Below are 26,589 nucleotides of genomic sequence, written 5' to 3'. Positions count from 1 at the left end.
TCTTACGCCCTCTTAGGCCCTCTTAAGCCCTCCTACGCCCTCCGGCAACTTTGCGCACCGACGGCCCCTGCTGCCGTCAGTGCGCTGTCGCTCTCTCACTTCCCCCCAACCGCCCGGCGTGCGCCTCTCAAGGCAACGCCAGCCGGATGACCGACGGGCAATCCGAATACAGCCGCGCAACGTCGTCGGCACGCAGGTTCAGCACCGCGCGCTGATTGACGTACCCCTTGTCCGTGATCTCGCCCTGCTCCAGCGACGGCGGCGAGGACAGAATCGCGGCGCGCGCGGCCCGCTGCGAACTGCCGGCGTCCTGCGCCAGTTGTGCGAGCGCCTGCGCCACTCGAGCGCGAATGCCATCGTGCAGCGCCAGTTGCCGGCCCGCGTCCGGCGCGTTGCCCACGTCCGCCGCCATCGCGCGCATGGCCGGACTCGGGAAGATCAGCAGCCCGATCTCCTCCCGGTCGTGCCCCGCGACGACGACGTCCGACGCATACGGCGCCAATGCCGTCACCGCGCGCAAGCGCAATGCGCCGACGGAAACCCATGTGCCGCTCGTGAGCTTGAAGTCCTCCGATACCCGACCGTCGAAGAGGACGCCCGCGCTCGGATCGCCCGGATCGCATAGTCGGCCTGCATCGCCCGTGCGATAGAAGCCTTCGTCGTCGAACGCTTCGGCAGTGGCCACCGGGTCGCCCGCATAGCGGCGAAACACCGACGGGCCGCGCACGCGCATCTCCAGTTTGTCGCCGTTGGGCACGAACTTGAGCTCGTTGCCCGGCGCCGGAACCCCGATGTTGCCCGCCCCCGGAATCGGGAAGTGCACGCTGGTGATGAGCGGCGAGGTCTCCGTCGCTCCCCACGCCGAAGTGAAGAACGGCAGCGTGTCGCAATGCCGCGACGCCAGCCGTTCGAAGCGCTGCCACAGCGCCGGCGGCAGGCTCGCCGCCGCATAGAACAGCACCTGCAGGCGGCCGAAGAAACGTGCGGCAAAGGCGGCGTCGTCCTCCAGGTACGGCGCCAGCGCCTCGAAGCCCTTCGGCACGTTGAAGTGCAGCGTGGGCGACACGTCGCGCAGATTCTCGACGGAACGGCCGATCAGTTCCGGCACGGGACGACCGTCGTCGACGTAGAACGCCCCGCCGTTGCGCAGCACCATGTGAAAGTTGTGATTCGCGCCGAACGTGTGGCTCCACGGCAACCAGTCCACCACGATCGGCGCGGCATCGTCGATGAAATGCCAGCACTGCGCGACCATTTGCTGGTTCGCCGCGAGCATTCGATGCGTGTTGACGACGATCTTCGGTTTGCCGGTCGAGCCCGATGTCAGCAACAGCTTGGCCGTGTCCTCCGGCCCCACCTGGGCAAACGCGGCGTCCAGCGCCGGTGTGGCAGGCGTCGCCGCCAGCGTGTCGAACTGCAGCCACCCGGGCCGTGCGTTGTGCGTCGCGACGATCGGGCAGCGGATCGGCGCATCGACTAGCGCGCGTCCATAGGCTTCGCCGTCCTCGACATAGACCAGCGCGGGGTCGAGCCGCGCCAGAATGCCGTGCAGTTTGCTCATGTCCTTCGCGACGCGTGAATAGGCCGACGAGACGATGGCCGTCTGCCGCCCCGCCATCATCGCGCCGAGCACGAGCAGCGCATGATTGACGCTGTTGTCCGACAGGATCACGACCGGCCGCTCGCGCGGCACGCGCAGATCGAGCAGCGCCTGGCCAATGCCGCGCGCCAGGGCAAGGGCCTCGCGATACGTCGCCTTGCGCCAGAGACCGCCGTCGGAAGCCGCCTCGCCGGGCAGCAGGCGTTGCGCGACGAAAACGGCGTCGGGCGTTTGCTTGGCCCACTTCACGAGCCAGTCGGCGGGGCTGCGCGCGAACTCGCCCAGCGGCGTGCGAGAGCGAATCACGAAGCTGCCGTCCGCTCTCGTCTCGCGCTCGATGTCGGGCACGGCGAGACGTCGCGCGCCGAACGACGTCGCCATCGTCGGGGTCAGTCGATCGTCCACTTGCCACCCTTGACCGTAACGAGCACGCGACCGTCTTCGCCATACGCCGAATGGTCCTGCGCGCTCACGTTGATCATGCCGTGCGTGGCTGCCAGCCCACGCGTCTGTCCGATGGCGTTCACGAGCGCGTCGCGAAACGCCTGGGTGCCCGGCGGCGTCTGCTTCGCCGCCACGGCGACGGCGCGGTCGAGCACCAGGTAGGCGTCGTAGGCGTAGCCCGCGAAGAGGTTGCGCGAGCCCGCCCCGTACTGCGCCTCGTAGCGTTTGGCGAAGTCGACCGCGACGGCCTTGCCCGGGTGGCTCGCCGGCAATTGCTCTGCGACCAGAATGTTGCCGACCGGGAGGATCGCGCCTTCGGCGCTCTTGCCGGCCACGCGCAGGAAGTCGTTGTTGGCCACCCCGTGCGTCTGGTAGATGCGGCCCTTGTAGCCGCGCTCGCGCAGCGTGCTCATCGGCAGCGCGCCGGGCGTGCCGCTCGCCGCGATGATGACGGCGTCCACGTTGGCCGACATCACCTTGAGCACCTGCGCCGTCACCGACTGGTCGTTGCGGGCGTAGCGCTCGACCGGCGCCACCTGGATCTGGCGCGCCGCCGCGCGCGCCTGAATGTCCTTGAGCCAGGCCTCGCCATAGGAATCGGAGAAACCGATGAAGCCGAGCGTCTTCACCTTATGGGCCTTCATGTCGTCGAGCACGGCGTCGGCCATGACGGCCACCGACTGCGGCAACGAGAAGACGTAGCGCATCTGCGTCGCGCTCGGCACGAACGGGCACAGCCCCAGTTGCGGCGTGCGCGTGTCGGCGGCGACGGCCGCGACCGCCAGACACGCCGGCGTCGTGGACGAGCCGATGATCGCGTCGACCTTGTCCTCGGTGGCGAGACGCCGTGCGTTCTTCGTCGCCGTGGTCGGATCGGTGGCGTCGTCGAGCACGATGTAGCGCGCAGGCAGACCGCCCAGCGTGGGCGGCAGCATGCCGATGGCCTGCTTCTCGGGAATGCCGAGCGATGCGCCCGGCCCCGTGGAAGACAGCGTCACGCCGATGGTGACGCCCGTCGGCTGTGCATGGGCCTGCGTGGCCGCGCCCAACACGGCGACACACAGCGACAGCGCGCTGAGCGTGAAACGTCGGGATCGCGAGAACGCGACACTGCATGTGAACCGGTTTGCCGCCATGTGACTTGTCTCCTGGTCTTTCGCTTGTTGTTTTCGAATGCAGGGGCCGGACAGCTTGCAACGCACGACGACTCAACGCACGGCAAACTCCGGCAGCACTTCGCGATTGCGCGGCAGGCCCATGATTTCGCGGGCCTCGGCCGGTGTGGCGGGCTCGTAGCCCATCTCGCGCACGAGCCGCACCACGCGCTCGGTCAGTTGCTGGTTCGTGGCGGGCACGCCGTGCTCGTAGTACAGGTTGTCTTCGAGGCCCACGCGCACGTGACCGCCGAGCAGCAGCGAGTTCATCGCCGACGGAAGCTGTGCCGGACCGATGCCGCTCACGCAGAAGATGCTGCCCTTGGGCAGCAGATCGACCATCGACTGCAGCACGCGCGGCGTGTACGGCATGGCGTTCTGGAAGCCGCGATGCACGCCGAGCACCAGATTCACGAAGAACGGCTCCTCGTCGAAACCCGCGGCGGTGAGCGTGGCGAGGTCCTGCACGATGTGCGTCGGGCTGAAGACTTCCCACTCGGGCTTGATGCCGCGCTTTTTCATCTCCACGGCAAGATGCTTCGAGCGCTCGGGCGACGTGTGCATCAGCAACTCCTTGCCGCCGAAGCTCGCGATGATGGTGGTCGCGTCGAGCGTGCACATCTCGGCGCCGGCGTCCATGCCCTTCAGACGCTCGTCCCACAGAATCTCCCAATAGCCGTTGTCGGCCTGCCCGATCATGTCGCCGTGCACGCCGCCGCCGGTGGAGTTGTTGATGACGATGTCGCACTTGTCGCGAATGCGGCGATTGATGTCGCGATAGATCGCCGGGTCGCAGGTCGCGCCGTCGTCGCCGGGGCGGCGCGCATGCACGGCCACGACGCTCGCGCCCGCGTTGTAACAGTCGTAGACGTCGCGGGCGATCTCGTCGGGCTGCGTGGGCAGATGGGGGTTCTGCGACTTGTGCGCCATGCCGCCCGTGGGCGCGATGGTGACGATGACTTTCGGTTTGCTCATGGCTGTCTCCTTCGATTCGTTCGGTATGTTCGGTATGTTCGGTATGCGGGATCGCACCGGTGAGCCCGGGATCAAGGATCGGGGGATCCGGTAATTCGATAGTCCGGAATACGCCCGCGCGCGGCGGGCTGGCGCGCGCCTACGGCTTGTTCGCGAGAATGCCGAGGATGATGGCGTCGCGCTGGGCTTCGAGTCGCGCATTGCCGCGCCCGGCGAGTTCAGCCTCGACGCCTGCCGTGATGCGCGCCTTGAGGTCCTCCGTGAGCACCGGCGCGCCAAGATCGGCCCACCACGATTCGATGGGCGGACCGAGGTGTTCGAGCAGATGCGCAATGCCGCCCGCGCCGCCCGACAAATGCAGGTTCAGGAACGGCCCGAGTGCGGCCCAGCGCAGCCCGGGCCCGTAGGCGATGGCGTCGTCGATGTCGGCCACCGACGCGACGCCCGTGTCCACGAGATGCATCGCCTCGCGCCACAACGCGGCCTGCAGGCGATTCGCGATATGGCCCTTGACCTCTTTCTTCACGTGGATCGCGCGCTTGCCGATGGCCCGGTAGAACTGCATCGCCGTATCGATGGCGGCTTGCGACGATTGCGCGCCGCCAATGACTTCCACCAGCGGAATGAGATGCGGCGGGTTGAACGGATGGCCGAGCACCACTCGCTCGGGATGCCGGCAAACCGACTGCACCCGGCTCATCAACAGTCCCGACGAGCTCGACGCAATGACCACCGAGGGCGGCAATGCCGCGTCCATCCGCCGGAACAGGTCCTGTTTGAGATCCTCGCGCTCCGGACCGCTCTCCTGCACGAAACCGGCGCCCTCGAGTGCGGCGTCGAGTGTGTCGTGAAAAGCGAGTGCATCACGGGTGGCGCCTTCCGACAGACCGATGCGGATCAGCGTGGACCAATGCGCATCGATCGCCTCGCGCAGACGCTCGCGGGCACCCGGCGCAGGATCCCATGCGCTCACGCGCAGTCCACGCGCCAGGAAGTACGCAGCCCAGCTCGCGCCGATCACACCGGTGCCGACGACGGCGACCTGTTCGATGTTGTCGTATTTCACATTCGTCTCCGTGGGGGATGGCCGCCGCACTAGCGCGCCGTGCGGCCCAGAAAGCGTTCCATGCGCTCGCGCGCTTCGGGCGTCGCCAGCATCAGCGCACTCGTGACCGACTCGGTGAACAGCCCGTCGGACATCGACATGTCGTGAATGCGCGAGAGCGCGTGAATCGTCGCCCAATTCGAGAGCGGGCTGTTCGCCGCGGTGTCGCGGGCGAGTTGCGCGGCGAGCGCCAGGCCCGCGCCCGCGTCCGTCAGGTAGTGACCGAGGCCGAGACGCTCGCCGTCGACGGCATCGTAACGGCGCCCGGTGAGCATCATCTCCGTCATGCGGTCCGGCCCGAGAATGCGCGCCACGCGGACCGACGCGCCACCGCCGACGAAGATGCCGCGCTTGCCCTCGGGCAACTGGAAGAATGCACCGCGTTCGATGACGCGCACATGCGCGGCGAGCGCCAGTTCCAGGCCACCACCGATCACCGCGCCATGCAGCACCGCCACGACCGGGCGGCCACCGAACTGAATCTCGTGGAAGACCTTGTGCCAGCGCTGCGAGACGCGCAGCACGTCGATGGGATCGCGCTGGCTGTTCTCGGCGAGGTCGAGCCCGGCGCAGAAGTGCTCGCCGGCGCCGCTCAGGACGACGGCGCGCACGCTGCCGTCGAAATCGCGGAACGCTGCCTCGAGCGAATCGACAGCGGCGTCGCACAGCGCATTGCGCTTGTCCGCGCGGTCCAGCGTTACGAAAGCGATGGCGTCTTCGACGCGCACTCGCAAGTGGGGATAGGTCATGTCCGCATTCGCTCCAAATCGTGAAAAGTATCTTATAAGATATTTTCAGAGTTGCGTGGCTTGTGCAATGCAGTTCAGGGTTAACAGGGATATTTCCAATAAAAAGGCATTTTAGTGCATATATCGAACGCCAACAGCCAACGCCCGCCCCTTTGATCGTCTCATTGCCGATATCTCATAGTATATTTATCGGCATGACCGTCGACGTCGCACTCCTCGATGACCAAACGACCTGCCGATCCCCCTCCGTCCGCCTCCTTGTCGCCGACCAATGCCGGCGACGCCATCGCGCCGCAACTTGCCTTGCTGGCCCGGCGCGTTCGTACGCTGCGAGCCCAACGCGGCATGACCCGCAAGCAGCTCGCCGCGCAGTCCGGCGTGTCGCTGCCCTATCTCGCCCGCGTGGAAGCCGGCACCGGAAACGTCTCGCTCGCCGTGCTGCACAAGCTTGGCGAAGCGCTGAACGTCGGTGTGGAGACGCTCGTTGCCGAGCGCATGGCTTACGACGGCGACTTGTTGATCCTCGTCGAATATCTTCGTCAGCAGCCCGCCGAGGTGCTTTCACGCCTGCGTCGTCAAATCGTGGCGCCCGCGGCCGCCGAAGCGCGCGGCAAGGGTCGGCGCATCGCGCTCATCGGCCTGCGGGGCGCGGGCAAATCGACGCTCGGGCCGCGGCTCGCGCAGGCGATCGGCGCGCCCTTCGTGGAACTCGACAAGGAAGTCGAACGGGAAGCGGGGATCGCGATCGGAGAAGTGATCACGCTGTATGGACAGGCCGCCATGCGGCGCATCGAGCGACAGTGCATCGAGCGCATCATCGCGGAACACGAGAACGTGGTGCTGGCCACGGGCGGCGGTATCGTGTCCGAAGCCCAGACCTACGAGCGCGTGCTGCGCACGTTCCGCACGGTATGGTTGCGCGCCCGCCCCGACGTCCACTTTCAGCGCGTGATGCAGCAGAACGATGCGCGCATCGCCACCGAGGCGCTACGCAACGAAGCGCTCGAACACATCCACCGCATGCTCGACGCGCGCGAAGCGCTCTACCAACTCGCCGACGTGACGCTCGACACGTCGGACATCACGCCGGATGCGGCGCTCGCCGCCTTGCAGGACACGCTGTCACCGGCACGCGCCGCCTGACGCTGCCTGACGCTGGCGCCATCGGTCGAATCCTGTGCCGGAAATCGCTCGCGTGACCTGTCCGTACCGGCGCCAGCGGGTCAGCCCGCCTTGCGGCGCCTCGGCGCCGACGAGCCTTCGCTGCCGATGACGTGCCCGCCCCGCTTCGCACTCGCCAGCCGCATCAGCCGCTGGAACTGCGGGCACGCCAGATGCTCCGGCGCCGGACACACCGCCGCGTGACGCAAGCCGTCGCGCAGCGCACTGAGCTGACGGATGGTCCTGTCGATCTCGTCGGCCCTCGCCTGCAGGCGCGCGCGGTCGATGCTCGCCTTGCCCTGCGGCAGCAGCATGCCCGCGATGTCATCGAGCGAGAACCCCGCCGTCCGGCCAAGCGCAATCAACGACAGCGTCTGCAGCACGGACGGATCGTACTGGCGGCGCAGTCCGCGCCGCCCGACCGCCGCGATCAACCCTTTTTCCTCGTAATACCGCAACGTGGACGGCGGCACGCCGGCCTGCCGCACCACCTCGCCAATGTCCAGTGTCATGTCGACGCTCCCGATTGACTTCAAGTTGGCTTGAATTCGTATAGTGCCTCAATCGCAGCCGGTGCGTGCGCGACTTCGCCCGGAAAACCGGCTGCTTCAAACGATTTTCAGATGATTTCGAGGAGCCGAAATGACATCGACGACGTTAAGTCTCATTGCGCAAACTCTGGCCATCGGCGTTTTCGCCACGGTCATCATGGATCTGTGGACGCTGCTGTTGCGCCGCCTGTTCGGCGTGACGCCGCTCGACTACGCACTCGTCGGGCGCTGGATCGGGCATATGGGCGCCGGGCAGTTCGCGCATGCCGGCATCGGGCGCTCGAGGCCGGTGCGCGGCGAGAAGGCGCTGGGCTGGGCGGCCCACTATGCGATCGGCGTGGCGTTTGCCGCCGGCCTGGTCCTCGTGGCGGGCACGGCGTGGCTGCAAGCCCCGGCTCCTGGACCGGCGCTCGCCTTCGGCGTCGCCACCGTGGTGTTGCCGTTCTTCGTCATGCAGCCGGCGTTCGGCGCCGGCATCGCGGCCTCGAAGACGCCGAAGCCCGTCCAGGCGCGCGTGCGCAGCCTGATCACGCATGCCGTGTTCGGCCTCGGACTGTATGCGGGCGGCTGGCTCGTGAACTTCGCGCCGCGCGCCATCGCCGGCTGATCCGGGCGGGCGTCCGGCCGATATCGCAGGCACGGGGCGGCGTGCGCTTGAGCTGTCACAGACGCCGTACTATAGTGGCCGACGCCATGCATCGATTGCGATGCCTTGGCGTCCTCAACAGAACCGTCGGCCATCGCGCGGGCCGGCGCAAGGATTTTGCCCACTATGGACACCATCGTCGTCGAGAGCTGGAAGGATTTCATGGAGCTGTCCTCCCGCTTCGAAGGCTGGGCCTTTCGCGGACAGCAGGACGCACGCTGGCATCTGCAAAGCTCGCTCTCGCGGTACCTGCACGCGTTCGTGTCGGACAAGGAACAGTGGCGCAGCCGCGAGGCGCGCGCCATCCGCATCTTCCGGCGCAAGGCGCACAACCATGTGGCATGGCCCGAAGTGCTGCACGACGACCTGCGCTGTCTCGGCCTCATGCAGCACCACGGCGCGCCCACGCGCCTGCTCGATTTCACCAAGTCGCCGTTCGTCGCCGCCTTCTTCGCGCTCGAGCGCGCCACGAGCGATTCGGCCATCTTCGCGCTGAACACCCCGGCGCTGTACGCCGATCGCGCTCGCCCGCGCCATGCCCCGTGGCTCACGCGCGACACCATCGACCCACGCGTGAAGGGCAATCTCGACAAGTACTTTCTCGGCAACGACAACGAAGTGGTCTGGTTCGGCGAGCCCGAGGAGATGGACGGTCGGCTGATCGCCCAGTCGGGCACGCTGGTCGTGCCGGGCATCATCGACCGCCCGCTGCATCGCATTCTCGAGGGCTATGAGAGCGAAGAGCCGCTGTTGCGCAAGATCGTGCTGCCCGTGGCGCTGCGCGCGGACGCCATGAAATGGCTCTACCGCATGAACATCACCAATGCTTCGCTGTTCCCGGACCTGGACGGACTGGCGCGCTCGATCGCCATCGAAATCGAGATGGTGTGGCCCACGCAGACCCTGGGCTGAGCGCGCCGCTCAGATGAGGCGCTGCAGGAAGCCCGCCGCGCCGGATTTGCGCTCGGCCTTGTTGGCGTACATGCGCTGATCGGCAACGCGGATCAGTTCGTGCATCGATTCGCCGTCGTCAGGAAAGACCGCCACGCCCACGCTCACGCGCACGGTGACATCCACGCCGTTTACCGAGATGGCCTGCTCGATCCCGGCACGCAGGCGATTGACGGCGAAGTCGATGCGCTCGACGATCTCGGCGTCATGCAGGAGGGCCACGAACTCGTCGCCGGCGTGCCGCGCAACGAAGCCGCACTCGGCCACGCCCGCCTTCATGCGCCCGCCGATCTCCTTGAGCAGCAGATCGCCGACCGCGTGGCCCATGCCGTCGTTCACTCCCTTGAAGCCGTCGATGTCGGCGAAGAGCAGCGCCAGCTTGCCGTTGGTCCGCTGCGCGCGCCGCACGGCGTCGGCGGCGTACTCCCCAAAGGTGCGGCGGTTCGGCAAACCGGTGAGCTCATCGAAACGCGCGGCCTTGTACAGATCGTCGATGAGTTGCTTGCGCTCGATGGCCAACGCGGTCTGGTCGCATACGAAGGCGAGCAGACGTTGCGCCGCCTCGGCCTGCAGCGCCCCGGCGGGGCCATAGATCATCAGTGTGCCGACGGCCCGGCGCGCCGTATGCATGGGCAGCACCGCCAACGCCCCCCGGTCCTTGTCGATGACGGCGGACGCGTCGTTCGGCGTGAACGGCTCGACGCGCGCCTGAGCCGGCGCCGCGTCGATCAGATGCCACCGCGGCTGCCGGGCGCGCACCGCGCGCGCCGAGACACGCTGCGCCAGCGCCCAGTCGAGCAACGGCACCTCAGGACTCTCACGGTACTGGTACGCCTTCTCCCAGGCGCCAGCCGAGTCTTCGCCGCCCAGGCCGTCCACGGCATCTTCCGCGTCCATCGAATCGGCCACCGCTGCCGTACAGGTGGCGACGACAATCGCGTCGATGGGAAACAACGTGGACAGCGTTGCGTGTACGGCCTGACACAGTGTGCGAATGTCGGCCGCATCGTGCGCCGCCTCGGAGATCGAATAGGTGGCGCGCTGTAACGCTTCGGCGCGCTTGCGGGCCGAGACGTCGCGCGCCACGCCGATACGCAGGCCGTGTTCCTCCGACCAGCGCGCCGACCACATGAGATGAACGTAGTGGCCGTCCTTGTGGACATATCGGTTCTCGAAACCGATCCGGGGCTGGCCGGCGATGACGCGCTTCGATTCCTCGAGGGTGCGCTCGCGATCTTCCTTCGCCACGAAGTCGATCATCGAGCGCCCCATGAGCTCCTGCGACGTATAACCGAAAATGCGTTCGCAGGCCGGGCTCACGTACACGAGCGTGCCCTCGCGATTGACGAGAAACACCGCATCCAGCAGCAGTTCCATGCAACTTGCGAGGACGTCTTTTGTTACGAATTCCATCGATCAGAAAATCAATTGCTTGATCCAGACTGGCGTCGCCACGCAGGTTTGGTTCGCTTGCCGCGCTTTTCGACTCGCAGCGTCGTATTCGCGGCGCAACGTTTGATTTGCGACACCACCCAGCGAGCGGAATTCCAACTCTCGTTCGCTAAAGCCGACACGGTCGATATATCTCGTACCGTCGGGTATGTCCCGTATTTCCCCTGTACTGCCGTGCCGCCAATTCCCGCTGATTGTCACTTGGTCGATTCAAATTGGCAACTTGCGCGGCGACATCTGTCGCAACGACGCCATTGTTGACGCGCGAGCGCCAATTGAGTAGTCGGACGCGTCATTCGCAAATCCCGAGACTGGAAATCGACCGCGTCCACATTTGGTATTTTCATTCCTTGAATCCTTCGCAAAACGAATTAAAAGTAAAAATCAGGGTGAACCGTAAACTTCATATATATAGTTTTCCGTAACCATTTTTTCTCCTCTGGTTCACCGCGGCACCGCATGCGATTACGTCTGTGTCGGCGTGCGCGGTATTCGCGTCGGTTTGGCGCTTCGGTTTGACGCTTCGGTTTCACTTCACGACAGGAGACAGCAATGACCCAACTCGTCACTTGTGTATGGTTCGATAACGGTCAGGCCCGCGAGGCGGCCGAGTTCTATGCCGCGACATTTCCCGACAGCCACGTCGATGCGCTGCATCCCTCTCCCATTCCGGGCATCGGCCAAGGCGACGAGCTGACGGTCGAGTTCACGGTGCTGGGCCGGCGCTTCGTGGGGCTTAACGGCGGTCCCGAGTTCAAACCGAACGAAGCGGTGAGCTTCATGGTGCTCACGCAAAATCAGGAGGAGACCGACCGCTATTGGAACGCCATCGTCGGCAATGGGGGCGCGGAGTCGGCCTGCGGTTGGTGCAAGGACCGTTGGGGCTTCTCCTGGCAGATCACGCCGCAGCGCCTGCTCGATCTCGTGACCAGCCCCGACGTGGCCCAGGCGCGGCGCGCCATGCAAGCCATGATGACGATGCACAAGATCGACATCGCGGCGCTCGAGCGCGCCATCGCCACGACCTGAGCTGCCGCGCTTACGCCCGGTCGGGACTGGCGGCTGCGGATTCGCCTGCGGGGCCGGGTGCAGGATCGGGCATGGATTCCGGCGTGGATTCGGGCGTGGATTCGGGCGTGGATTCGGGCGTGGAGGCAGGACGGCGCGGTGCCGGTTCGCGCATCGGCATCGACGTGCGCAGCGTCGCGACGAGCGGCAGGTGGTCCGACGCCACGCGCGCCAGCGGCGTGGCATGGCGGCGCACTTCGCCGAGATGCGCGCGAGGCGAAGTCCAGATGCGATCGAGCGAGAGCACCGGCAGGCGCGACGGAAACGTGGCGACGTGCGGCGTGCGCTCGAAATAGCGGTGCAGCCAGCGCAGCGGCCGTCCCCACAGGAACCACTCGTTGACGTCGCCCAGCAGCACGGTCGCGGTGCGCGGCTGGCCGGCCAGGCATTCGAGCAGGCGCCTGACCTGCTCCCGACGCTCGCCCGGATGCAACCCCAGATGCGTGGCGATCACGCGCAGTTGCATCTCACGGCCCTGCGCGTCGTGCCAGACGAGCGTCGCGTCGATGGCGCCGCGCGGCTCGCGGCCCGGCACGCTCAGGTCGATGTGGCGCACGGCCACCGGTGCGAAGCGTGTCAGGATCGCGTTGCCGTACTCGAGCCCGCCTCGCGTGAGCGTCGGTCCGGGGATCACGTGCATGCCGCGCGCCTCGGCCAGTTGCGCGAGCAACCCCACGCCCGTCGCACTCGCCTGGACTTCCTGCAGCGCCACGATGTCCGGATCGATCTCGTCGAGCACGCCGAGCACGCGACCGGGCGCATGGCGCCCGTCCGCCCCCACGCCGCCGTGAATGTTGTAGCTCGCCACGCAAAGCTCCCGGCTGATCCGCCCGGGACGCTCGGGCAGCGCGGGCTCGCTGGTTACGGGGCTGGCATGAGTGCCGGCGCCTTCGTCGCCATTGCCGGACTTGCGCGCAGCGCCGATACGGCGCTTGAGCGCGGCCACGCCCAGGCCGGGCACCACGAGCACCGCCGCGAGCAACGCCGCCGTCCAGCCGCTCGGGCGCTGTGCGAGCGCCGCCACGCGGTCCACGAGCGCGGCGGCAATCAGAATGCCCGGCGCCATGCCGATCACCGTGCCCAGCAGGCAATGCCGCAACCGGATGCGCGAGGCCCCGACCACGAAATTCACCAACGTGAATGGCGCGAGCGGCATCAGGCGCAGCACGATCATGGCGAGCAGGCCGTGGTTGCCGATCTGCTGGCTCACGGCGTTCAGATGCCGGCCGCCGAAGCGTCGCACGGCGTCGCGCCCGGCCACGCGTCCGACGGCATAGCCGGCCATCGCGCCCAGCGTCGTGCCACTCAGCGCGTAGAGGGCGCCCATGACTGGACCGAAGACCACGACCGTGACCACGATCAATACCGTGACGGGCACCATGATCAACGTGCCGACGATGTACACGGCCATCATGACAAGCGGCGCGAGCGGCAGGTCGTGGACGTGCTCCACGAAGCCGAGCACGCGGCGCACGTCGGCCCATTCGCGCAAGGGCGTGTAGCGCCATGCGAGCGCCAGGCCGGCCAGCGCCAGCAGCAGCACGATGAGCGAAGCAATCCGCCCAATCAGGCGCGGGCGCGCTTCCGTTGCAATGAAGGTGCCCATCACGTTCTCGAAGTCGATCGGCTCCATCGGGTCGAGCACCACCGGCCCCGGCGACGCCGCATCGTCGGCCTCGTGCAGTTCCGGCGCGAACGCCTCGAGCGTGCGGGCGCCTTCCCGATGTAGCGTCGCGATGGCGCGATGCAGCCCTTCGTCGCGCGCCAGCGCCGCCTCGACGGCCGGCTCGGGGACATCGAGATGCTCGGCGAGCAGGCGGTTGCGCGCGCGTGCGATGCCGGCCGCGACGCGCGCGTCGCCATTGGCCGCGATGGCGATATTGCACTCGGTATCGAGCGCCATGGAGCGATTGTTGAGGTTGGCCGAGCCGATCACGAGCAGCTCGTCGTCGACGACCATCACCTTGCTGTGCACGTTCACGCACGCCGGTGCGACACCCGGCACTTCAGGGCAGTACAGGCGGAAACGCTCGCCCGGATCGATCTCGCGCAGACGCCGGTAAAGACGCGCGCGCAGCACCCCCATGCTCTGCTGCTGAAGCCAGCCGTCCTCGATGCGGCGCGAGACGACTGCAATGTCGGGACAGTCGGGCTGCGACAGCCGCGCCGCCAGCGCGTCGCCGATCGATTTCGCCGTGAAATACTGATTCTCGAAGTAGATCCGTTTTTTCGCGCTGGCGATCGCATCGAGGTAGAGCGACTGAATTTCCTGCACCGCGGGCCGTCCGTCGAACGCGGGGGCCGTGCGCGCGATGGCGACCTCCACGTCCGTCAGGTCGGGGGCCACGCTCGTCGGCCAGGGATCGAGCGGCGCATACGGCGCGTCTCGCGCATCGGGCAGCCGAAGATCGACGTGCATGCCCGTCGCCCGATGCCAGCGCGCTTCGGCCAGAGCGGCCACGGCGCGCGCCGCTTCGCCGTCGATGAGCGCGTGCACGTCGTGGAACGGTGGATAGGGATGCCCGGCAGGATCGAGCCGTCCAGGCTCGTCCGGTGCGTGGCGGGACGTATCCCAGCGCCGTCGCGTGAGATCGAGGCCGCCCACGAAGGCGAGCCGATTGTCGATCACTACGATCTTCTGATGATGCGACGCCCCGCTCGGGTGGTGACCATCGAGCCGGAAGCACAGCCGCCGATGCGTGCGCCAGTCGAGCTTGACCGACGTCAGCCACTCGCGCTCGAGCGCATAGAGCATGGCGAAGTCCCAGCTGAGGCCGTAGATGCGCAGCCCTTTTCGGCGCCGTACAAGGGCGTCGAGGAAATCGCGCAAACCGGCGGGCAAGCCGTCGTCCACGCCGAGCGGCTGAAGTTGCATGCGGCTGTCGATGTCCCAGCCGAGAATGAAAACGGTATGCCGCGCCGCGCGCAACGCCTCGCGCAGCGCGCTGAAATAGGCCTGCCCGTCCACGAGCATGCGCATGCGCGCCGCCGGCGCGATACGCCAGCAGTGACGCCCCTCGCGCAGGCGCAACGGCGTGCCGGGCACAGTGGACCCGGCGGCGTCGCCGTCACGCGCGCAAGCTTGCGGTGCGGCGATCATGGGCGCCGCGCACGTTCCGGGTGTCGCGGTTGTCTCGGGTGTCCCGGCGCGGTCTGCCGCCGGGGACGTCGCCGGCGGCGAGGTCATCGGGTTGGCGTCTTTCATGCGCGATGTGACTCGTCGTGCGTCGCGCAAGTTTCAGCACTCCCATCGTGGCAAAGCGGCAACGCGCACGGCCGGACGTGAATGGCGCACGCCGTGCGCGCACAACCGCGTTGCGCTGGCTCGCCAGGCGCGAAGAAACGTTCGCGACGGCGCACCGCCATACAAACGCCGAACGGACGTCAAACGGATGTCAAACGGATGTCAAACGGATGTCAAACGGATGTCAAACGGACGCTATACCGGCGATCTGCCAGCGATCTGCCGCCGATCTTCCGGCGGTCTGGCCACAACGTCGCGTTCTGTCGGGACTACTTGCCCATCTCGATCTTCGCCGAGACCTCACGCGCCTCGCTCAGATGATGACGCAATGTAGGCAACGTCTGACGCGCGAATCCGCGCAAGTCTGAGTCCTGTCCCTTTTCGGACTCGGTCTCGAAGAGGGTCACGGCCTGTTCGTGCGCATCGGGCCCGGCCAGCGCGAGATACGCCACGTCGAACTCCCGGCCGGACTTTCGCTTGAGCGCTTCGATGTCGGGATTGACGGCCACGTCGTTAGGCACGCTCACGCCTTTCTTCGCCGCGAGTTGCCGCAGCGTTTCGTTCGCCTTGCTGTGGTCGGTCACCATCTGCTGCGCGAAGCGCTTGACCGACGGATTGCTGGAGCGCTGCACCGCCAGTTGGCTCGCCTGCACTTCAGTTTTGCCGGACTTCTGTGCCTTGTCGACGAACTCCACATCAATGCCGGTCGTCGGCTCGGCGGTGCGCGTGGCTTGGGCGCGCGACGGTCCCGCGCTGCCGCCGGCCTCCGTCGCGCTGCCCTGCGCCGGTACGCTCCGGGGCGATCCCTGTGCAAACGCAACGGCTGCGCTCACCAGCAACGCGACGCCCGTCAGGCAAGCGCCATACCCTGTGGTCTGTCGTGATTGCATATCGTCCTCCTTATCATCGAGCCACTGAACCGTGGAACGTCCGGCGCCGGCGCGTCGCGCATCGGCAGCCCCGCCCGGCACCCGACCGATGCCTGTTCGACTACGCGGTTTGCGACGCCGTTCGAGCGTGCGCCATCGAAACTTCCTATGCGATGCCCGCACCGGCAACAGAATCTCAATGTCGAGTTGACGACACCCGCACATTGCGTTTAGAGTCACTGCATGACGAATTTCCGCCACCACGCGACTCCGGTACTGCGCGTTGCCCTGATGGGGCAATCGGTGGCGCTCGTCAAAAGCAAAAAACAGTCGCTCAACTGACCGGAGCGTGCTGTTCCGTCAGTTGAGCGACGGAATAGCCACGTGGACCCGGCAGTCCCGCCCTGCGCCCCTGGCGCCTCGAGCATCCCCGCATCACCCGCACCATCGGCCTCTGCCCCGAACCCCTCTCCACGCAAGCGTCAGCGTCGCCCGACTGCACGGTTTCCGTACAGGTCATCACCCGCTTACGTATCGTCACGGAGACATCCATGCAAGCCGCACCGTCACAAACCGCCGCACCCGCCGCTCATTGCGCCGCCTCGCCGGCCTTTCGGGGCATCTGGCTGCCGCTCGTCACGCCGTTCTCTCGCGACGGCGCAGCGCGAGGCGCGGGCGAAGGCGCCGACAGACCGGTCGACCATGCCGCCCTGCGCCGTCTGGTCGCACACTACCGCCGTTCTGGCATTGCCGGCCTCGTGATCTGCGGCACGACAGGCGAAGCCGCCGCGCTCGACGACGCCGAGCAGCTCGCGGTGTTCGACACCGTCCTCAACGAAGTGGGCGACTTGCCCGTCATTGCGGGCCTCGCGGGCAATCATCTCGGTCACACGCTCGCACGCCTTGATGCTTTGAACGCCCTGCCGCTCGCCGGCGTGCTGGCACCGGCGCCCTACTACATCCGCCCGTCTCAGGAAGGCCTCGTCGAATGGTTCCGGACGCTGGCGGACCGCTCGCACGCGCCGCTCGTGCTCTACGACATTCCGTACCGCACGGGGGCGGCGCTCGCGCTCGACACGCTGCTCACGCTCGCCGGCCATGGCAACATCCGCGGCATCAAGGACTGCGGCGGCAACCCGCACACCACGCAGGCGCTCATTGCCGACGGGCGGCTCGCCGTCCTCGCCGGCGAGGATCATCAGCTGCTGTCGACGCTGGCCATGGGGGGACACGGCGCCATCATTGCCTCGGCCCATTGCCGCCCGGTGCACTTCGTCGCGCTGTATCGCGCGGTGCAGGCGCGGCAGCTCGACACGGCGCGGGCCTTGTTCCACGCGCTCATGCCGGTGATCCGGCTGCTCTTCGCACAACCGAATCCCGGGCCGGTCAAGGCATGGCTCGCACGAGAGGGATGGTTGGCGGACGTGTTGCGCGCGCCCATGACGAGTGCATCGCCCGCGCTCGCGCAACAGTTGGCGCAAGCGATTGTTGCCGTGGACGCCGAATTCGGCCCGGGCGCGATGAACGCGGCCTGAGGTCCGGGGGGCGGCCGGGGTCGCCTGACACGCCCCGAAGCCGCCTGAAGCATGTTCACGCAGGCGGTCGGGAATCTGCGCGGCGAGCCGCGATTGAGCCGTCGCGCCGCAATTTCGCGGCGCCGCGCGCTCAGAACATCGAGTTGCCGCTGACCGTCTTCGCCGGCACCTGCTGCGAGACGTCCCAGTGCTCGACGATCTTGCCCTTCTCCAGCCGGAAGATGTCGACGATCGCAATGGGTTGAGCGCCCGGATACGGCACCTTTCTGACGTGAAGAATCACGTAATCGCCGTCGGCGAACGCGCGCACGATCTCGCTGTGCGAATCGGGCTGGTTTTTGCGCAGGAAGTCGAGAAACTTGCCGAAGCCTTCGACGCCGTCCGCCGCATTCGGATTGTGCTGGATGTACTGCCGCCCCAGGTACTGACGCGCGGCCTCGAAGTCCTTGCGGTTGAGTCCCGCCTCATAGAACGCGAGCACGATGTCCTTGTTCGACGCCAGTTGCTCGGCGGGCGCCTCGGCCGCCGGGTTCACCGAGGCGCGCAAGCCGTCGGAGCCGGCCGCGGAGATCGCGGCGCCGGGCACCGGCGGCATGCCGCCGGCGGCGAAGCCAAGCGGCATCGGCGCCAGGGTAGCTGTGGCGACGACGGCAAGGAGCGTTGCAATTGACGTCTTCATGGTGGGTGCGGTGCAGACGTGAACCGGTCAGTGGTACAGGTGGGCCTCCGGCAGCCGGACGCCATGCCATCAGCTTAGCAGTTCGCACGGCCGGTCGCCTGTCAGACATCGCCGACAACCCGCTGCGCCCGGGCGTCGGCGGGTGACGTGCGCAATGTGCGCAAGGAGCCCGATCAGCGCCACGCCGCGCTGAGCATCACACTGCCCGACACGATGAGCATGACGTCGAGCAGGCGTTGAAAGACACGGGCAGGCAGACCGAGCACGAAGCGTTTGCCGAGCACCGTGCCCAACATCAGCGTCGCGCCGACGATCAGACCGTTGGCCCACGCCTCGGGCGGCAACGCGCCGAGGCCGGAAAACATCAGCACCTTGGCCACGTAAATGAGCACCGAGCTGGCGGACTCGGCGCCGAGAAACGCGCCGCCGGACAGGCCGTAGGCGGCGAACGCGGGCACGCTAAGCGGCCCGGTGGAGAGCACGATCCCCGTCAGAAAGCCGATCGCGGCCCCGGCCAGCGCCAGTTGCCAGAGCGAGAGCCGCCAGTGCTTGCGAAGCAGATAGTGCCGCACGGGCACCATCGCGACAAAGAACAGGCCCAGCGCGATGTCCACCGCCGTGGCGGGCAGACTCCACAGCGTGCGGGCCCCGAGCGCCGCGGCCGGCGCTCCGGCCATCGAATATGCGAGCACCGCGCGCCAGTCGATGTCGCGCCACCACGCCAGCACCTTCGACACGTTGCCGACGATGGCGGCCACGGCCATGATCGGCACCGCCTGCTTCGGCCCATATGTGTAGACGAGTACCGGCAGGAGCATCATCGACGAGCCCGTCCCGACCACGCCGCTCACCACGCCTGCCGCCGTTCCCACGACGGCCACCATCGCCATGCTCCAGGCATGCGCGGCCAGTGACTGCATTAACCATCCCTCGTGCATTCGTGCCTCGTCAGTTGCCAACCCGTCGCCAGAATGCGTCCGCATCCGCAGGACAAATCAGGGACGAACGATAATCCATGATCGACGCTCGCACCATCGATAAATCGAGCGGCCAGACGGGAGCTGCCACACAGGAACTGCCCGAAGGGAACTGCCCCACGGGAGCGGGCGCCCGGCAGCCCAGACGTCAGCGGAAATCACCGGAAGTCGGCGTCATTCGGGTGAGGTTCGGGCGAGCGTCGCGGCGCTCACGCCGCCGCTCCTCCGTTCCCTGCACTCCCTGCGCTCCACTTCCCGGGTGGCACGCCAAAGGCACGCCGGAAATACCGGGTGAAGTGCGACAGGTCATTGAAGCCGTGGGCGAGCGCGACATCGGTGGCCGACGCCCCGGCGCGCAACGCCGGCAAGGCGCGCACCACTCGCAGCTGGTTACGCCAGGCGTGCGGCGCGAGGCCCGTCTCGCGCGAGAACAGGCGCGCCGCGTGAAACGGCGAGAGGTCGACAGCCTCAGCCAGGGCCGTGAGCGACAGCGGTTCCGTCAGATCGGCCGACAGCCGCGCCTTCATCGTCTCCACGCGTACCGCGTCGCGATGCCCGGGCAACGCCGGCACCCGCGCCTGCGCGTGACGCACGAGCATCATCGACACGGCCTCGATCAGTACGCTTTCGGCCACGAGCGGATCCGCGCCGCCTTGCAGCAATCGATGTGCGGTGACGAGCCGTTGCAACGCCTCGTCGTCGTGTACGACATATTCGCCGAACCACGGCATGGCGTCCTCGGCCGTGTTCGGCCCCGCGTGCGCGTGCACCAACTGCCGCTGTACGCCCTTCACGAAATCGACCGGCAGATAGAACACGCGGTAGCGCCAGCCGAAGTCGGTCTCGCGCGCGCCCGTATGCACCTCCCCCGGATGAATGATGGCGATCGAGCCCGCGTCGGCCACGTGCTCGCCACCGCGATAGAAATAGCGCTCCGCGCCCGCCACGATGCAGGCGAACGTGTAGGCGTCGTGCCAGTGCGGTGCGAAGGTGTGATCGTTGTACTCGGCCGTGAGCATGTCCGCCCCCGGCACGAGCGACGAGCGCCAGTACAGCGGGGCGTTGCGAAACGGCCGGGGCGGTGGGGTGGAGGCGTTCATGCCCGCTACTTTACACTGGGCCGCGGACGCTTGCCGCACGGGTGGCGAAGGGCCTTGGCGGTCTGGCAGGTGGATTTCGGAGGGCCATGGTGCGCAGGGAGACAGCGCCGGTGGAAGAGCAGGAGGAAGCAGGAGGAAGCAAGCGTAAGAGCGCGGGCAAGCGCCGGAGGCTGGGCCGCAAGCGGAGGCGGCCCGCCGGATCGATCAACGCGTCGCGACGACGAATAGCCGCGGAAACGGCAGCAGCACCGTGCCGTCGTCCAGCGCCGGATAGGCCTTCGATATGGCGTCGGTGTAGCGGCTGAGGAATGCCTCACGCGAGTCCTCGTCGAGCTTTGCCAGGAACGGCCGCAATGCGCTGCCCTTGAACCACTCCACCACGGCCGCCGCGCCTGCGGCCAGCGGGTGGTAGTAAGTGGTGCGCCAGACGTCCACGCGCGAGCACGTTGCACGCAGCAGCGCATAGTAGAACGCGGCGTCATGGCGCGCGGTGCGCTCGATACCCCTGAGCGTGGTTGCCCAACACGCGTCGGCGGCGACTTCGCGCATCAACACATGAGCAGGTTCGTCGAGATTGTCAGGCGTTTGCACGGCCAGCGAGCCGCCAGGGGCGAGGCGCCCGACCAGACGCGGGTACAGCGTCTCGTGATCGGGCAGCCATTGCATCACGGCGTTGGCGAGAATCACGTCGAACGGTGCTTCGCCCTGCTCGTCTTGCCAACGAGCGATGTCCGCGACTTCGAAGCGAAACTGCGGCAACCGGGCGCGCGCCGCATCGATCATGTCGCGCGAACTGTCCAGGCCGAGCACTTCGGCCTGCGCATAGCGCGCGGCGAGCACCTGCGTCGAATTGCCCGGCCCGCAGCCGATATCGACCACGCGCATGGCAGTGCGCCCCGGCAGATCGGGAATGGCGGCCACGAGGTCGCGCACGGGACGTGTGCGCTCGTCTTCGAACTTCACATACTGGGCGGCCTGCCACGCAGGGTTGACAGGGGCATTCGGCGAGGGCACTTGCGCCATGACGCGCTCCTTCGGATGCGAGATGGGAGATGGGAAATAAGAAACGGGAAACGGGAACAGCCTTCACGATATCAGGTCCCGGCCTGCAATGCCTCCACGAACACGCGCGGGTGCGACGCCTCGGCGTCGGTAATCGCCCAGTGCGTCATGCCGTCGCGTCGCCATCGGGCGGTGGCATAGCCATCATCGCCAGTCACCGTCGGCGCCCGCCGCGCGTCCGTCGCCGTGACAGGCGTTGGGCGCTGCCGTGATCCGTGGTACCGGCCGACGTGCCGCCTTCTTTGCGATATCCCGACATTGCCGACATTGCCGACATTGCCGAGCGATTCGCGAGCCCTGTCGGACGGCCGTGTGGCTTCCCCGCGTCACATCGGCGGGCGGTACCAACGAGCGGAAGAAGCGGAAGAGGCCGAAGGGGCCGAAGGGGCCGCACGAGCCGACTCGCGGATCAGCGGCAGCGGGTCGACCGGCGCGCCGTAGCGCCACAGTTCGAAGTGCAGATGCGGGCCGGTCGCCATACCCGTGCGCCCCACCTTGCCGATGACCTCCCCAGCTTCGACGGTCATTCCGACTCGGAGGTGGCGCGCAGTCTGCGACAAGTGGGCGTAGCGCGTTTCGCTGTCGTATCGGTGATCGATCACCACATAGCGTCCATAACCGCGTCGCTCGTAGCCAATGTGCCTGACCACGCCCTGGGCCGCGGCATGCACGGACGTGCCGCTCGGGGCGACCAGATCCACACCGTTGTGCCGGTGGCTGACGCGCCGCAACGGGTGGTATCGCACCCCGAACGGCGACGACACGCGCACTGTGGCGACCGGCTCCATGTACGACTCGGCCGACGCCGGGCTCCGGCCGCTGGTCGCGCCGAACTGTGCGCCGAACTTCGCGCCGCCGAATGCGGGACCGGTCAGTTGCATCGCCACGCAACACAAACCGCCGACGACGATCCGGGGCACGCGGCGGCGTAGAGGCGCGCGCCCGTGCCCGGGCGGACCCGCGATGTCACGGTCCGCGGCGGCTCGGCCCGACAATGCTGCCCATGAGGACCATAGAGAAGAAAACATCGCTCGAAGAACAAATTCCAAAGCGACGCAGTCTACGGACATTACGACGGGGATTTGGCGGGAATCACCCCAAATTGGCAGGCGATGGGCGCCCGCTCACCGTGTTTTGGGAGCCCGCCCATCAGGGTGATGGCAATGCAGCCGGTGGCAATGCAGCCGGTGCCCGAGCGGGCACCGGTACGATCAGACCACGTTCGCCGCGCCGGGGGCGGCCTTCCGCCGCATCAGGCGGCGCCCCGCCGGGATGCTCACGCCTCGATGCAACAGGCCGCCAAGGACCGTGCACGCGATCAGTACGGGCGGATAGACGAGGAACGTCCAGCGCATGTCGCCGCCCGATAGCGCAAGGTACGCCGGCGTTACCGCAAGCACGACGAACATATGGCTCAGATAGATCTCGTAGCTCCAGCGGCCCATTTGCGTGAGCCATTGCCATGCGCGCGGTACGGCGCGCGTCGAGCCGTGCGCCGCCGCCAGCCAGCACGCCGCGCTCGCGCAGAGCACCAGCATCACACCGTCATGCAGCGCGCTCCATAGCGCGCCGCCGAAAAACACGACCGCCACCAGGCCGGCCACGCCCAGCGCCCCCATCGCCCGGACGGCCGTGCGCGGCAACGTCACGCGCTGCACGGCCAGCGCCGTGAGCACGCCCCACGCAATCGCCGCCATGCCGGGCAGATACGCCTTTTCCTGCCAGATTTCGTTAGCCTGCAGCGCGGCGCGCGTCCACGGCAGCGAGATGGCCAGCGCCGTCAGCGCCAGGATTCGCCAGCGCCCGCGCAACACCAGGCACACGAGTGGGAACGCCAGATAGAAGCACTCCTCGATCGAGAGCGACCACAGCACGTCCCATGCGCCCGGCAACCAGGTCGTGCGGCCCTCGTACCAGTTCAGCGTCATGGTGAGCGCCGAGGCCAGCGCGCCGCCGAGCGTCTGCCCCGGCTTGTCGATGACGAAACCGGGCACTGCCAGCCAATGCATGACCGCCAGCACCGCGAGAAGCAGCAGGAGCAATGGAAAGATGCGCACGGCGCGCAGGGCATAGAAGTGGCGCCAGCGCAAGGCGTCGAGCGAACCGTAGCGCTCGAGCGAGCGACGCGTGATGACGAAACCGGAAATCACGAAGAAGACGAAAACCGCCTCGTATCCGTTGAAACTCAAACCATTGATCACGCGACGCGGCAGCACGTCGCCCAGCAGGCTCGGTCCGAGCGGCAGACGGAATGGGAGTGCGAGGTGGTGGACGACGACGAAAAGGATCGACAAGCCGCGCAACAGGTCGATGCTGTCGTTGCGCGGGCGCAGCGGGCTCGCGTGCGCCGGGTTCAAAGCCATGAAGTCTCCTGGAGCGATGTGACGAGGGGGAATCACATCCGCGGCCATCGTACTACGACCTCGCGCATTCATCAGCCCCCAAACCCGGCAGGCGCGCCGGCGAGCACGCGGCCCAGGCGAGCGCTGCCACCCCGGCCGTGCGCCGCCGTCGGACGAACCGTCGCGGCAACGGCGTCCGACACGCGGTTGCCGCGACCGGCCTGGGACGCCATTTGTGCCTCGCGCCGCCGCACGCGTAAGATAGCGCCTTCGCCCGGGGCGCCCTGCCGTCGGGCCGATTTGCGGCTGTCATGTCTAACTCCTGGATCACCATCACCAATTTCGGCAGCGCCGCCGTGACCGTGCCGGCGGCCGCGGCGCTCACCCTCTGGCTTCTCTCGGCGCGCGCGTGGCGCATGGCCGTCACGTGGGGCATGATGTTCGCCGCGGGCGCGCTCCTCGTGGCGGTCTCCAAGGTCATGTTCCTTGGCTGGGGCATGGGCGTGCGCGAACTCGACTTCACGGGCGTGAGCGGTCATACGATGCTTGCGGCGACGGTTTACCCGACGATGGCGTGGCTGCTGCTGCGGCGCGTGGCGTGGCCCTGGCGCGTGCTCGGCATGGCCGCGGCGATGGCCGGCAGCGTGGCGGTGGGCGTATCGCGGGTCGCGCTCTCGGCGCACTCGATCTCGGAGACGGTAGCCGGCTGGGTGGTCGGTTTCGCCGTATGCGGCGCTTTCGCCTGGTTCAGCCGTCGCGACGACGCGCCGCATCTCAAGGCGCTGCCCATGGCGGCCAGCCTCTTCGTGCTCGTGATGTGGCTGCATGGCGAGCGCGTGCCGACGCAGCGCTGGATCACCCACATCGCGCTGAAACTCTCCGGACGTGATCAGCCGTTCCGCCGCGCCAGTTGGCACGCACGCAAGCCGGTGGCGCCCGTGCCGTCCACATCGCCCACCCCGGCAGCCTCGCCCGTCACTGCGCCGGCGACAGCGCCCGGGGCTTACGCGCTCGAACGCTGAGCCTGCGCACCGCCGCGCCTGGGTGGCACGCGACCGTTGAGCGGCGACTGCGGCGAGGCCGCCGCTTGCGTCGCCTGTGCTGCTTCGGCCGACATGCGGCGCCACACGTCCATCGTGCTTTGCGTCGCGTCGTTGAACGCCTGGAACCACTTTTGCAGCGGCGCTTCGACCGCCCTCGCCGCCTCGCCCGCGCTCGTTCCCGCCCCAAGCAGATCGGGCAGCGTCATCGCACTGGCCATGCCGTGCTGAACGTCTTCGCCCATCTTGCGGCAGTGCTCGGCCCACTGCAGCTGGTTGTCGGCGCATGCGGCGAACCATTCACGCCAGAACTCGTTGTGCTGCGCGAGCTGTCCATTGAGCAATTGCAACTGCGCGGTGAGCAGCGCGTTGAAATCCCTGGCGTCGTCGAACGATTGACTCGCTTCGGCTTGCGTCTTGAGCAGTTCACTGTCGCGCCGTGCCTGCAATTGGTGCGCACGCTGCGCGGCTTCGAGAAAAATGCCGTAGGCGCCCAGCGCACTTGCAGTGCCCAGCTTCGCCAGCGCCAACGCCGGATTCGTTTCCTTTGACATCGTCACTCTCCTAGGTAGATGAGTGTCGCGCGCCACGCGCGTCACTCCATATGCATGCCGCCGTTGATGGCAAGGTTGCTGCCGGTGATGAAACCGGCGTCGTCGGACGCGAGGAACGCCACGAGCGCGGCGACTTCGTCGGGGCGTCCGAGCCGGCCGACCGGAATCTGCGGAAGAATGCGTGATTCGAGCACTTCCCGCGGCACGGCAGTGACCATCTTCGTGGCGAGATAGCCTGGCGAGACGGTATTGACCGTCACACCGGACTTGGCCACCTCCAGCGCCAGTGCCTTGGTGAAACCATGCATGCCGGCCTTGGCCGCGGCGTAGTTCGCCTGGCCGAAGGCGCCGCGGCTGCCGTTCACGGATGCGATATTGATGATGCGGCCCCAGCCGCGGGAGACCATGCCGCCAAAGATCGGACGCGTCATGTTGAACACGCTGTCCAGATCGGTGCGCAATACCGACTGCCAGTCTTCGGGGGACATCTTGCGCATCGTGGCGTCGCGCGTGATGCCCGCGTTGTTCACGAGAACGTCGACCGGTCCGGTGTCGGACTCGACCGCTTTCGCGCAGGCCGCGCAGGAGACGAAATCGGCCACGTCGACGCGATAGGCGTCGAAGTCGCGGCCGGTCTCGCGCATGCGCGCAACCCAGCCCTCGCAATCCTCGTTTCGAGGGGAACACGTGACCGCTACGCGATATCCGGCATCCGAGAGCCGCAGGCTGATCGCCTCGCCCAGTCCCCCCATGCCTCCAGTCACCAATGCAATTCGCGTTGTCATGGCTTTCCATCTCCGGTTAACGTCGATCGTCGATCGTTGAATGTCGATCGTTGAACGTTCGGGGGGCCGCAATGCGACTCGTGCGGCGCGAGAACGTTCCGCGCCGTGATAATTTTTCCCAGGCGTTCGACGACGCGCCGATGAGGACGGCCGTCGGCCTGGTGCCCGGCGCGCATTCCGTTGCAGATTGTCCGATTGCATGCAATCGCGGCGCGCCAGCGTGGACGTGTGGGGAGGTGCTGAGTGTGTTGGTGTGTGCTTGGGATCGTACTCCAAAATAATTTGCCGGTTGGCCTTCCGGCCTCCGTCAAAAACAATCCAATGACACGCCCCTATCGATAGTCACAGGTCGAGGCAATAACGCGACAAAATCCGCCGCGCGACCGTTGCGGCGTGTGGCCAATCCATATATCATCGCCCGTAGATTTTTTTCCGGATCGCGCCGGTAGCGCTGGTCTCGCCGTCTCGCCGTCTCGCGGCGAAGGCCGGCGGGCGCGAACGCGGGGGTCTTCTTCCCGGACTTCTCACCTGGTGAGTCATGAGCGC

General features: G+C 67.1%; 24 protein-coding genes. 6 read left to right on the top strand and 18 right to left on the bottom strand.

Translation table 11 applies throughout. The features are described 5' to 3' along the window. Positions 1 to 127: 127 nt before the first annotated feature. From PNO31109_RS04025 to PNO31109_RS04005, 5 genes are all read right to left on the bottom strand, one after another. Positions 128 to 2,005, bottom strand: coding sequence for a feruloyl-CoA synthase (locus tag PNO31109_RS04025; protein ID WP_206111069.1), 1,878 nt, complete (start codon positions 2,003 to 2,005; stop codon positions 128 to 130). Next, the gene (locus PNO31109_RS04020) at positions 1,990 to 3,180 is read right to left on the bottom strand and encodes an ABC transporter substrate-binding protein (protein WP_150554356.1); all 1,191 of its coding nucleotides are present in this window, start codon (positions 3,178 to 3,180) and stop codon (positions 1,990 to 1,992) included. Before PNO31109_RS04020 ends, PNO31109_RS04025 begins: the two co-directional genes overlap by 16 nt. A gap of 72 nt (positions 3,181 to 3,252) precedes the next feature. After that, positions 3,253 to 4,173 carry a beta-keto acid cleavage family enzyme gene (locus PNO31109_RS04015; RefSeq protein WP_150554355.1) on the bottom strand — a complete coding sequence of 307 codons (921 nt, stop codon included), beginning with the start codon at positions 4,171 to 4,173 and terminating at the stop codon, positions 3,253 to 3,255. Between the two features lie 139 nt (positions 4,174 to 4,312). After that, positions 4,313 to 5,239 carry a 3-hydroxyacyl-CoA dehydrogenase NAD-binding domain-containing protein gene (locus PNO31109_RS04010; RefSeq protein WP_150554354.1) on the bottom strand — a complete coding sequence of 309 codons (927 nt, stop codon included), beginning with the start codon at positions 5,237 to 5,239 and terminating at the stop codon, positions 4,313 to 4,315. Between the two features lie 29 nt (positions 5,240 to 5,268). Beyond that, positions 5,269 to 6,027, bottom strand: coding sequence for a crotonase/enoyl-CoA hydratase family protein (locus PNO31109_RS04005; protein WP_150554353.1), 759 nt, complete (start codon positions 6,025 to 6,027; stop codon positions 5,269 to 5,271). A gap of 219 nt (positions 6,028 to 6,246) precedes the next feature. On the opposite strand from PNO31109_RS04005, the gene PNO31109_RS04000 reads away from it, so the two are divergent. Next, the gene (locus PNO31109_RS04000) at positions 6,247 to 7,170 is read left to right on the top strand and encodes a helix-turn-helix transcriptional regulator (protein WP_150554352.1); all 924 of its coding nucleotides are present in this window, start codon (positions 6,247 to 6,249) and stop codon (positions 7,168 to 7,170) included. Between the two features lie 80 nt (positions 7,171 to 7,250). On the opposite strand, the gene PNO31109_RS03995 is transcribed toward PNO31109_RS04000, so the two are convergent. Further along, positions 7,251 to 7,700 carry a helix-turn-helix domain-containing protein gene (locus PNO31109_RS03995; protein WP_150554351.1) on the bottom strand — a complete coding sequence of 150 codons (450 nt, stop codon included), beginning with the start codon at positions 7,698 to 7,700 and terminating at the stop codon, positions 7,251 to 7,253. A 130-nt stretch (positions 7,701 to 7,830) separates the two neighbouring features. Here PNO31109_RS03995 and PNO31109_RS03990 point away from each other — a divergent pair, with 130 nt between their 5' ends. Continuing rightward, positions 7,831 to 8,346 (top strand): DUF2938 domain-containing protein, encoded by a 516-nt coding sequence (locus PNO31109_RS03990; protein WP_150554350.1) that lies wholly within the window; start codon positions 7,831 to 7,833, stop codon positions 8,344 to 8,346. A gap of 165 nt (positions 8,347 to 8,511) precedes the next feature. Then, positions 8,512 to 9,297 carry an FRG domain-containing protein gene (locus PNO31109_RS03985; RefSeq protein WP_150554349.1) on the top strand — a complete coding sequence of 262 codons (786 nt, stop codon included), beginning with the start codon at positions 8,512 to 8,514 and terminating at the stop codon, positions 9,295 to 9,297. Between the two features lie 9 nt (positions 9,298 to 9,306). Here PNO31109_RS03985 and PNO31109_RS03980 read toward each other — a convergent pair whose 3' ends face one another. Beyond that, positions 9,307 to 10,713, bottom strand: coding sequence for a diguanylate cyclase (locus tag PNO31109_RS03980; RefSeq protein WP_174966264.1), 1,407 nt, complete (start codon positions 10,711 to 10,713; stop codon positions 9,307 to 9,309). 627 nt (positions 10,714 to 11,340) lie between these two features. On the opposite strand from PNO31109_RS03980, the gene PNO31109_RS03975 reads away from it, so the two are divergent. Beyond that, positions 11,341 to 11,817 carry a VOC family protein gene (locus PNO31109_RS03975; protein WP_150554347.1) on the top strand — a complete coding sequence of 159 codons (477 nt, stop codon included), beginning with the start codon at positions 11,341 to 11,343 and terminating at the stop codon, positions 11,815 to 11,817. A 10-nt stretch (positions 11,818 to 11,827) separates the two neighbouring features. Here the strand turns inward: PNO31109_RS03975 and PNO31109_RS22090 are convergent, their stop codons facing one another. Both PNO31109_RS22090 and PNO31109_RS03965 read right to left on the bottom strand, forming a co-directional pair. Continuing rightward, on the bottom strand, positions 11,828 to 15,061 hold the full coding sequence (locus tag PNO31109_RS22090) for a VTT domain-containing protein (protein WP_241013847.1): 3,234 nt from the start codon (positions 15,059 to 15,061) through the stop codon (positions 11,828 to 11,830). A 308-nt stretch (positions 15,062 to 15,369) separates the two neighbouring features. After that, the gene (locus PNO31109_RS03965) at positions 15,370 to 15,990 is read right to left on the bottom strand and encodes a DUF4142 domain-containing protein (protein WP_174966263.1); all 621 of its coding nucleotides are present in this window, start codon (positions 15,988 to 15,990) and stop codon (positions 15,370 to 15,372) included. 530 nt (positions 15,991 to 16,520) lie between these two features. On the opposite strand from PNO31109_RS03965, the gene dapA reads away from it, so the two are divergent. Then, entirely contained in the window at positions 16,521 to 17,504 is a 984-nt protein-coding gene (gene dapA / locus PNO31109_RS03960) for a 4-hydroxy-tetrahydrodipicolinate synthase (RefSeq protein WP_150554345.1), read from the top strand. A gap of 130 nt (positions 17,505 to 17,634) precedes the next feature. On the opposite strand, the gene PNO31109_RS03955 is transcribed toward dapA, so the two are convergent. The 7 genes from PNO31109_RS03955 to PNO31109_RS03925 all read right to left on the bottom strand — a co-directional run bounded on the left by PNO31109_RS03955 (position 17,635) and on the right by PNO31109_RS03925 (position 23,685). Continuing rightward, a complete protein-coding gene (locus tag PNO31109_RS03955; protein ID WP_241013848.1) occupies positions 17,635 to 18,183 on the bottom strand; it encodes a nuclear transport factor 2 family protein in 549 nt (182 codons plus the stop codon). Between the two features lie 173 nt (positions 18,184 to 18,356). Then, complete coding sequence (locus tag PNO31109_RS03950; protein WP_206111073.1) at positions 18,357 to 19,103, bottom strand: sulfite exporter TauE/SafE family protein; 747 nt, start codon at positions 19,101 to 19,103, stop codon at positions 18,357 to 18,359. Positions 19,104 to 19,369: 266 nt separating this feature from the next. Next, positions 19,370 to 20,260 carry a helix-turn-helix transcriptional regulator gene (locus tag PNO31109_RS03945; protein ID WP_150554344.1) on the bottom strand — a complete coding sequence of 297 codons (891 nt, stop codon included), beginning with the start codon at positions 20,258 to 20,260 and terminating at the stop codon, positions 19,370 to 19,372. A 204-nt stretch (positions 20,261 to 20,464) separates the two neighbouring features. Beyond that, positions 20,465 to 21,283: a trans-aconitate 2-methyltransferase gene (gene tam, locus PNO31109_RS03940; RefSeq protein WP_150554343.1), complete on the bottom strand. Its 819-nt coding sequence runs from the start codon at positions 21,281 to 21,283 to the stop codon at positions 20,465 to 20,467. Positions 21,284 to 21,354: 71 nt separating this feature from the next. Then, complete coding sequence (locus PNO31109_RS22275; RefSeq protein ID WP_277396687.1) at positions 21,355 to 21,480, bottom strand: hypothetical protein; 126 nt, start codon at positions 21,478 to 21,480, stop codon at positions 21,355 to 21,357. A gap of 168 nt (positions 21,481 to 21,648) precedes the next feature. Beyond that, on the bottom strand, positions 21,649 to 22,203 hold the full coding sequence (locus PNO31109_RS03930) for a M23 family metallopeptidase (RefSeq protein ID WP_174966262.1): 555 nt from the start codon (positions 22,201 to 22,203) through the stop codon (positions 21,649 to 21,651). A 330-nt stretch (positions 22,204 to 22,533) separates the two neighbouring features. Next, positions 22,534 to 23,685: an acyltransferase family protein gene (locus tag PNO31109_RS03925; protein ID WP_150554341.1), complete on the bottom strand. Its 1,152-nt coding sequence runs from the start codon at positions 23,683 to 23,685 to the stop codon at positions 22,534 to 22,536. Positions 23,686 to 23,975: 290 nt separating this feature from the next. Between PNO31109_RS03925 and PNO31109_RS03920 the strand changes: the two genes are divergently transcribed. Further along, a complete protein-coding gene (locus PNO31109_RS03920) occupies positions 23,976 to 24,686 on the top strand; it encodes a phosphatase PAP2 family protein (protein WP_150554340.1) in 711 nt (236 codons plus the stop codon). On the opposite strand, the gene PNO31109_RS03915 is transcribed toward PNO31109_RS03920, so the two are convergent. Both PNO31109_RS03915 and phbB read right to left on the bottom strand, forming a co-directional pair. Further along, positions 24,668 to 25,258 carry a hypothetical protein gene (locus PNO31109_RS03915; protein ID WP_150554339.1) on the bottom strand — a complete coding sequence of 197 codons (591 nt, stop codon included), beginning with the start codon at positions 25,256 to 25,258 and terminating at the stop codon, positions 24,668 to 24,670. The two genes, PNO31109_RS03920 and PNO31109_RS03915, sit on opposite strands and share 19 nt — an antisense overlap. Positions 25,259 to 25,299: 41 nt before the next feature. Continuing rightward, positions 25,300 to 26,043 carry an acetoacetyl-CoA reductase gene (gene phbB / locus PNO31109_RS03910; protein WP_150554338.1) on the bottom strand — a complete coding sequence of 248 codons (744 nt, stop codon included), beginning with the start codon at positions 26,041 to 26,043 and terminating at the stop codon, positions 25,300 to 25,302. Positions 26,044 to 26,589: the final 546 nt, after the last annotated feature.

The organism is Pandoraea nosoerga (assembly GCF_902459585.1).
Classification (GTDB): domain Bacteria; phylum Pseudomonadota; class Gammaproteobacteria; order Burkholderiales; family Burkholderiaceae; genus Pandoraea; species Pandoraea nosoerga.
The sequence above is the reverse complement of the archived record's forward strand: the minus strand, read 5'-3'. Positions and strand labels throughout refer to the sequence as shown.